At 56.6% G+C, this 5,631-nt stretch carries 2 protein-coding genes and 1 pseudogene; all 3 read left to right on the top strand.

Features of this window, described 5'->3' with window-relative positions; all coding sequences use genetic code 11:
- Window positions 1-966: pseudogene (locus HMPREF2978_RS13255) on the top strand (hypothetical protein); the annotation flags it as partial.
- Between the two features lie 236 nt (window positions 967-1,202).
- Window positions 1,203-2,552, top strand: a complete 1,350-nt coding sequence (gene purT, locus HMPREF2978_RS08790) for a formate-dependent phosphoribosylglycinamide formyltransferase (RefSeq protein WP_070745074.1) — start codon at window positions 1,203-1,205, stop codon at window positions 2,550-2,552.
- 714 nt (window positions 2,553-3,266) lie between these two features.
- The coding region (locus HMPREF2978_RS13260) for a VaFE repeat-containing surface-anchored protein (protein ID WP_210398344.1) at window positions 3,267-5,631 on the top strand (2,365 nt) is incomplete at its 3' end.

Consider the following 5,631-nt stretch of genomic DNA (forward strand, 5'->3'; position numbering starts at 1 on the left):
GACGAGAACGGTGAGCCTGGCAACACCGACCCGACCAACCCGGATACCGACGGTGATGGTGTAACAGACCGTACTGAAATCGAGATTGGAACTGATCCGAACAACCCGGACACCGATGGTGACGGCGTCAACGACGGTGACGAGATCAAGGACGGCACCGATCCGAAGAATCCGGATACCGATGGTGACGGCGTCAACGACGGCCAGGAGAAGAAGGACGGCACCAACCCGCTCGACAAGAGCGACTTCAAGGGCAACGAAGGCTCTGACGAGGACGACAAGCCGAGCATTGTTGCTGTTGGCACCGTCGATGAGATTCCGGCTAACGGCAAGCCGAAGAAGCTGGATGACAAGGTCAAGAACCCGACTGAGGGTATGACTGGTGAGGTCATCGGCAAGGACGGCAAGCCGATTGAGGGTGCGAAGGTCGAGATCGATCCGAACACCGGTGAGATCAAGGTGTCGGTGCCGGAGGGCACGAAGCCGCAGGATGCCAAGGTCGCTGTCAAGGACAAGGACGGCAACAAGATTGGTGATGTTGATGTCAAGATCACCGACCCGGAGAAGCCGTCTAAGCCGGGTAATGGTTCCTCTGACCTGTCTTCGAACCTGTCCCAGCGCTGCATCAACACCGGCCTGGGTGTTGGTATTCCGCTGCTGTTCCTGATTCCGGTTGGTCTGGCTTCCCAGATGAACATTCCGGGTCTGTCGGACTTTGTTGCTCCGATTAACAAGCAGATTCAGGATCTGAATACTCAGCTGCAGAAGCAGGCTGGTGTGTTCAATGGTCCGCTGGCTGGCAAGATGGCTGGTATTGATGCGCAGCTGAAGCGTTTCGGTGTTGACCACCAGCAGGCTGCTGGCGCTGTGGCTCTGATTGCTGCGGGTGCTCTGGCTATTGGCCTTATCGCTGATGCTTGTGCGCCGGGTGCAGGTTCCTCTAACGGTTCCTCTTCTTCCAAGTAAGAGACACTAACGCACACCGAGGGCCAGCCGGCCCTGAGTGGCCGGCTGACGCATAGAAGGTCAGTCTAAATACCAAGGCCCCCTTTCCCACCGTTTCCCTGCGGTGGGGAGGGGGCTTGGTGATCCTAGGGTTCAGTCCGGCGCACTGGGTGGCCGGTGCCCGATGGGGTTGGGATGGTGGGGTTTGGGGGACGTCGCCAAGCAATGCAGCGCCAGAAGTATGCGATAATTCGAGAATGACTACCGTAGGCGACATCGCAGGCCAGATCGGAACCCCTCTGACAGGAAACGCCACCAAGGTGCTGCTCCTGGGAGCGGGCGAGTTGGGCAAGCAGTTGGTAATTGCCTTTCAGAACTTAGGACTCGAGGTCCACGCCGTGGACCGCTACGCAGGAGCACCCGCGCAGCAGCTTGCGCACTTTAGCTACATTGCAGATATCAGGGACCCGCACAAGGTGTGGGAGCTGACAGAGCGCATCAAGCCGGACTATGTGGTCCCGGAGGTGGAGACAGTCGCGGTGGAAGCGCTGAAGCGCATTGAGGAATTCGGCACCACCGTTGTGCCGACGGCACGGGCCTGTGAGCTAACACAGTGCCGCGAGAGCGTGCGTGAGGTGGCTGAGAGCATCGGTCTGCCCGTAACTGCCTATCGCTTTGCTGAGTCCGCGGAGGAGCTGCAAGAGGCGGTGGGGGAGTTGGGTCTGCCGTGCATCGTGAAGCCGGATATTACGACTTCCGGAAAGGGGCACGTCCTTCTTAAGGAAGAAGAGGACGTGCATGAGGCCTGGTCCATGGTGCGCCACGTGTCCTCGGAGTATAAGCGCGTGGTGGTGGAGCGCTTCGTTGACTTTGATTATGAGGTCACGCTCCTTGCTGTGCGCTCCATTGACCCGGCTACGGGAAAGCTGGCAACGTGGTTCAGTGAGCCCATTGGTCACCGTCATGAGAACGGTGACTTGGTGGAGTCCTGGCAGCCTATGGCGATGAGTGAGGACGCCCTGGCGAACGCACGCTCCGTTGCGGCGCGCATCTCCAACGAATTGGGCGGGCGCGGTGTTTATGGCGTTGAGCTCTTCGTAGCGGGTGATGAGGTGTACTTCTCCTCTGTCTCGCCGCGTCCTTTGGATACCGCAATGCTGACTGGATACACACAGCGCTTCTCTGAGTTTGAACTCCATGTCCGCGCAATGTTGGGCTTCCCGATCGATGTGACGTTGGTCAGCCCCGGTGCGGCAGTCATTCTGCACGCGGACGCTGAGCTTGATGATGTCTCCTACTCCGGCCTCGATGCTGCCATGGCTTATGAGGAGACGGACGTGCGTCTGTTTGGTAAGCCGTGGGCGTATGCAGGGCGCCGAATGGGGATGGTGGCTACGACTGCTGAGGATGTTGAGACAGCCCGCGACAGGGCGGCACTCGCGGCGGCGAAGATTACTGTGGAGTCGGGCTCGTCTTCAGGGGGAGACCAGGTGGATGCACAGCCAGTGACGGCTGCTGGCTCGCCGGTCTCCGACATCGAGGTTATTGAGGTCCCTGAGCCGGTCGTCGACGTTGATCCGAAGCTCACGCGTTCCGCGGATGATTAATGAGGGCTCGGCGAGCCATAAAACTGATTAATGGGGGTAGTGGTCTAAGCCCCGTGGGATGAGGTTTCTAATGGGGAATGACGGCCGTGCTTTGTGCACGGCCGTTTCGCGTGTCTGCGAGGTGTAGCGGTAAGGGTGCTAAGTGCTCGCGAGTACGAGCTTTCGCGGGCCTTGGGGTGCTACTAGGTCGCGGGGGATCGTAGGTATCGCAGGTGCTTACAAGGGGATTAGGCCAGCGGGGGCGCGCACAGTGCTGTTGCGCTGGCGGAAGGTTTCCTTGCGCAATCCGGGTGGGAAAAAACTGATATGCAAACTTAGTAAATCTTAGATTGAGTATTATAAGAAATACTTAGAAGTTGACGATGTGAAGGAAAAATAGAACAAGTGGGCGGTAGATAGGAGCTGCCTGACTTGAAAACGGTCTAGTGCAGCATAAATACGCTCCAACTTGGGTATAGGCGAAATTTATAGAGCAATGAGATACCTTGCAGCTTCCTGTGTTGAATGATAGTCTCCTGAGTGGACTATAATAGTTCGTGATATTCGTGAGAAGAATCGCCGGTAAAGGTGTAAAAACCTACGTCCCGATTTCAGATTGGTTCAGTGGTCTAAGGCTGCTGTGCAGAAAACTTGTAGACATTCACATCATTCGAAGAGGAAACGATGAGTAGATTAAGGAATATCTCCAGAGAGGGGTGGATGGTCTTTACTGCTGTGCTTACAGCAATTGCAGTAATTGCAGCCATGGTTACCGTTCCCTGGGCGAAGGCCGGCGCGGCCGAGCCGACTGATTTCGTGCCTAACACCACCTTGGGCGCTGAAAATGCGAAAATTGGCGGAGATCATAGCTGGGGCCAGCTTGTGTGGGCTGGTGTTCCGCCAGAAGGTGCGAGAAACCCTCACAAGAACAACGATGTCGGATGGGGCTGGTGTATTGATTACACTGTTGCCGATCCCATGCTCAAGAAGGGCAGCTACAAGAAGTCCACAGCAGGTGCGATTCGCTTTGATGACCCGAAGTTCCAGAATGCGGCAATCGGCATTGCAATGAAGCTGCGTGATGCTACGGCGGCTGGCGATAAGAAACTTGCTAACCGTTACAGCGTTTACTTGGCAGCGCTCGTCTCTGATGCGTCGGGTAGGGCTGCCGCGATTAAGTTTATTCACGCAAACGACGGCGGAAATGTCTCTGGTCTGGCACGTCCGCTCCACGGGTTCGACGGCAATTCGGAGGATTTCACGGCGAACACGGGGCTGCGCATTCTAAAGGACAATGCCCAAACGCTCGACCAGCAGTTTGAAGCCGATCCGTCGGTTACTATCCCTGAGCAGCCGGCGGATGCCTTCATCACTGTGGTTGGCCCTAACGGCATAACCACTCATAACAGTGGTGGGGGACAGCGTGTGGTTCCGATTGACCAGCCTGGTCTGCCGGATGATGGCGGCGAGAATCCGGGTAAGGATGAGGAGAGCAACCCGAATCCGAAGCCGACTCCGTCGGAAAGCACTGAGACTGAGCCGTCCACGACCGATGAGCAGACCACCGAGGAGACCACTTCTGAGGAAACCACGTCTGAGAGCTCTGAGGCTGAGACGACTTCTGAGGAGCCGACCACGGAGGAGACGACCGAACCGTCTGAGCCGTCGACGACCGATGAGCAGACCACGGAGGAAACCACCTCTGAGGAAACGCCATCTGAGAGCACCGACGAGTCGACGACCGAGGAAACTGAGGAGCCGACTCCGACCCCGACCACTGACGTAGTTCCGGAGCCGACCCCGACGACTTCTCAGCAGGAGAAGCCGCGCAAGCCGGAGATCAAGACCCAGGCCAAGTTTGATGGTGACAAGCAGCAAGTTGTTGCTGGCGCAACCGTCATTGACACGGTTCACTACGAGGACTTGGTTCCTGGTAAGAAGTACACCCTGAAGGCCGAACTTCGTAACAAGGCTGCTGACGCTAATGGCGAGCACGCTGTCGTTGGTACCGGCTCGCAGGAATTCACTGCGGAAGCTGAGTCCGGCGACGTTGCGGTAAAGATTAACGTCGATAAGCAGCTCGAGTCCCCGATCGCTGCTGCCGTTGCTTTCGAGAAGCTCTTCTCTTCCGAGGTAGACAAGGATGGCAACGACATCTCCGGCTCCCATGAGGAGAAGGAGATTGCCACTCACGAGGACATCAACGACGAAGCACAGACCGTTATCACTGTCTGGAACCCTGAAATCGGTACGACGGCCAAGTTTAAGGACGGCAACCGCGTTGTTGAGGGCGCCACGGTTATCGACACCGTGACGTATAAGGACCTTGTTCCGGGTAAGAACTACACCCTGAAGGCAAAACTGATCTCCAAGGAAGACGGCACTACCGTTCTGGGTGAGGCTACCCACACCTTCACTGCGGAGAACTCTGCTGGCTCTGAGGACGTTGAGATCGTCGTCAACGACAAGGCCAAGGACGGCGTTACCGCTGCAGTTGCTTTTGAGAAGCTCTTCTCTTCCGAGGTAGACGAGGACGGCAACGATATCTCCGGCTCCACCGAGGAGAAGGAGATTGCTAAGCATGAGGATATCAACGACGAGGCACAGACTGTGACCTCTGAGCTGAACCCGTCGATTAAGACCAAGGCTGAATTCGATAATGCTAAGCAGGTTGCTGCCGGCGTCGTAGTTAAGGACACTGTTTCTTACACCGACCTAGTTCCGGGTAAGGAATACACTCTTAAGGCAGAGCTGCGTAACAAGGCTCTCAACGAGAACGGTGAGCATGCTGTTATCGGTCGTGGTGACCTGACCTTCACTCCGAAGAGCTCTGTAGGTGAGGTCGTTGTTGACATCAAGGTCAATGAGGACCTTGAGGGTGTAGTCAAGACTGCGGTTGCATTCGAGAAGCTGTACTCCAAGCAGGTTGATGAAACCGGTAAGGATGCTCCGAAGAACGAGGGTGACGGAAATGAGATCACCACGCACGAGAACATCAACGACGAAGATCAGACTGTGACCTCTGAGGAGGAGCCGTCTGAGTCGACGACCCCGGAGAACCCGGGTGAGGAGACCACTCCGAACCAGCCGGGCGAGGAGA

Source organism: Corynebacterium sp. HMSC074C01 (assembly GCF_001814605.1).
In the GTDB taxonomy this organism is placed as follows: domain Bacteria; phylum Actinomycetota; class Actinomycetes; order Mycobacteriales; family Mycobacteriaceae; genus Corynebacterium.